This is a genomic window from Micromonospora sp. NPDC049799, assembly GCF_040656655.1.
Classification (GTDB): domain Bacteria; phylum Actinomycetota; class Actinomycetes; order Mycobacteriales; family Micromonosporaceae; genus Micromonospora.
This window is the reverse complement of sequence record NZ_JBFAMU010000634.1, coordinates 1-2,575: the sequence shown is the minus strand read 5'-3', so window position 1 is coordinate 2,575 and position 2,575 is coordinate 1. Positions and strand designations below refer to the sequence as shown.

3 protein-coding genes are annotated in these 2,575 nt (G+C 74.9%); all 3 read left to right on the top strand.

From position 1 onward, the window contains the following. Window positions 1–121 precede the first annotated feature (121 nt). The 3 genes from paaK (at window position 122) to AB0I76_RS27530 (ending at window position 2,483) form a co-directional block, all read left to right on the top strand. Window positions 122–1,429 carry a phenylacetate--CoA ligase PaaK gene (gene paaK, locus AB0I76_RS27540; RefSeq protein WP_357041340.1) on the top strand — a complete coding sequence of 436 codons (1,308 nt, stop codon included), beginning with the start codon at window positions 122–124 and terminating at the stop codon, window positions 1,427–1,429. A 29-nt stretch (window positions 1,430–1,458) separates the two neighbouring features. Next, window positions 1,459–1,833: a hydroxyphenylacetyl-CoA thioesterase PaaI gene (gene paaI / locus AB0I76_RS27535; RefSeq protein WP_357041343.1), complete on the top strand. Its 375-nt coding sequence runs from the start codon at window positions 1,459–1,461 to the stop codon at window positions 1,831–1,833. A gap of 83 nt (window positions 1,834–1,916) precedes the next feature. Continuing rightward, window positions 1,917–2,483 (top strand): dienelactone hydrolase family protein, encoded by a 567-nt coding sequence (locus tag AB0I76_RS27530; RefSeq protein ID WP_357041338.1) that lies wholly within the window; start codon window positions 1,917–1,919, stop codon window positions 2,481–2,483. Window positions 2,484–2,575 lie beyond the last annotated feature (92 nt).

Here is a 2,575-nt window from a genome sequence, read left to right as displayed (position 1 = left end):
CCCTCGGCAAGGCGCTGCTCACCGTCTGACCGGCGGGCCCCGGCCTCCGCGCCGCACGAGGTGGCCGGGGCCGGCACGGCCGCCGGTGGTGCCACGACCCGGGCGGGCGTACGGTACCGCCATGGAGGACCGGACGCCGCTGCCCGAGCACCTCGAACCGATCGAGCGGGCCGGCGTCGACGAGTTGCGCGCCCTGCAACTCGACCGGCTGCGCTGGTCGCTGCGGCACGCGTACGACAACGTGCCGCACTACCGCCGGGCCTTCGAGGCCGCCGCGGTCCACCCCGACGACTGCCGCGACCTGGCCGACCTGGCCCGCTTCCCGTTCACCGGCAAGGCCGAGCTGCGGGAGAACTACCCGTTCGGCATGTTCGCCGTGCCCCGGGAACGGATCGCCCGGCTGCACGCCTCCTCGGGCACCACGGGCCGGCCCACCGTGGTCGGCTACACCGCCGACGACCTGCGTACCTGGGCCCGGCTGATGGCCCGCTCGATCCGCGCCTCCGGGGGACGCCCCGGCGACCGGGTGCACGTCGCGTACGGCTACGGGCTGTTCACCGGCGGCCTCGGCGCCCACTACGGCGCCGAGGAGCTGGGCTGCACCGTCATCCCCGTGTCCGGCGGCATGACCGAGCGCCAGGTGACGCTCATCCGGGACTTCGAACCCGAGGTCATCATGGTCACCCCCAGCTACATGCTGGCGATCGTGGACGAGATGGAACGCCAGGGGATCGAGCCGGCGGCCACCTCCCTGCGCGTGGGCATCTTCGGCGCGGAGCCGTGGACCGAGGACATGCGCCGCGAGATGGAACGCCGCCTCGACCTGCACGCCGTGGACATCTACGGCCTGTCGGAGGTGATGGGGCCGGGCGTGGCCAACGAGTGCGTGGAGACCAAGGACGGCCTGCACCTGTGGGAGGACCACTTCTACCCGGAGATCATCGACCCGGTGACCGGGGCGGTCCTGCCCGACGGGGAGCGGGGGGAGCTGGTCCTCACCTCGCTCACCAGAGAGGCGATGCCGGTGGTCCGCTACCGTACCCGCGACCTCACCCGGCTGCTGCCGGGCACCGCGCGGCCGATGCGCCGGATCGAGAAGATCACCGGGCGGACCGACGACATGATGATCGTCCGGGGGGTGAACGTCTTCCCCACCCAGATCGAGGAGCTGATCCTGCGGATGCCGCAGCTCTCGCCACACTTCCAGTGCGTCCTGGGCCGGCAGGGACGCATGGACACGCTGACCGTGCGGGTGGAGCGACGGTCCGGGGTGGACACCGACGCCGCCGACGCGGCCGGCGCGCACCTGGCCGAGCTGGTCAAGAACACCGTCGGGGTGAGCGTGGCGGTCCAGGTGATCGCCCCGGACGGGGTGGAGCGGTCGATGGGCAAGATGCGCCGCATCGTGGACCGGCGGCGGGACGGGTGACGGTGGCCGAGCGCAACGCCGCGTACGACATGTTCGACGCCGACCCCGCCTCGCGCGGACTCGGCATCGAGCTGGTGGAGGCCGCCGACGGCGCGGCGGTGGCCCGGATGCGGGTGACCGACGCGATGGTCAACGGCCACGCCATCGCCCACGGCGGTTTTGTGTTCCTGCTCGCCGACACCGCCTTCGCGCTGGCCTGCAACAGCCACGGGCCGGTCACCGTCGCCGCCGGGGGCGAGATCACCTTCGTGCGGCCGGCCCACGCCGGTGACCTGCTGATCGCGCGGGCGACCGAGCGCACCCGGTACGGCCGCAGCGGCATCTACGACGTCACCGTCACCCGGGACGACGGCGAGGTGGTCGCCGAGTTCCGGGGCCGCAGCCGCACCCTGAACGGCGGCTGACCACCCGCACCCCGTGACGTCGAGTTGCCGCGCGGGCGGTGTCGCGCCGGAGCTTCGTCGGCGGGCTGCGGCAGGATGTCCCGATGGGACACGTCGTGCTCTTCCACACGGTCCACGGGCTGCGGCCCGCCGTCATCGCCGCCGCCGACCGGCTGCGCGCCGCCGGCCACCACGTCCAGACCCCGGACCTGTACGGGGTGCCGGCCACCGACACCGTCGACGAGGGCTTCGCGCTGTTCGACACGATCGGCCACGACGTCGTGCTGGACCGGGCCCGGGCGGCGGTCCGGGAGCTGCCGCCCGACGTCGTGCTCGCCGGCCTGTCGATGGGCGCGGGGGTGGCCGGCGCGATGCTGGCCGAACGTCCCGGCACCGCCGGGCTGCTCCTGCTGCACGGCTCCGGTGGCGCACCCGAGGAGGTCCGGCCGGGCCTGCGCGTCGATCTGCACCTGGCCGACCCGGACGAGTACGAGCCGGCGGACGAGCTGGACGAGTGGCGGCAGGCGATGACGGGGGCCGGCGCGGCGCTGGCGGTGCACCGCTACCCCGGTGCCGGGCACCTGTGGACCGACCCGGACTCGCCCGACCACGACCCGATCGCCGCCGAGGCCACCTGGACCCGCGTCCTGGCGTTCCTCGGCACCCCCTGACGCCCGGCCCGCACCCCCCCCCCCGCGGCCCCCCGCCGCCCCCCCCCCCCCCCCCCCCCCCCCCCCCCCCCCGGCCCCCCCCCCCCCGCGCC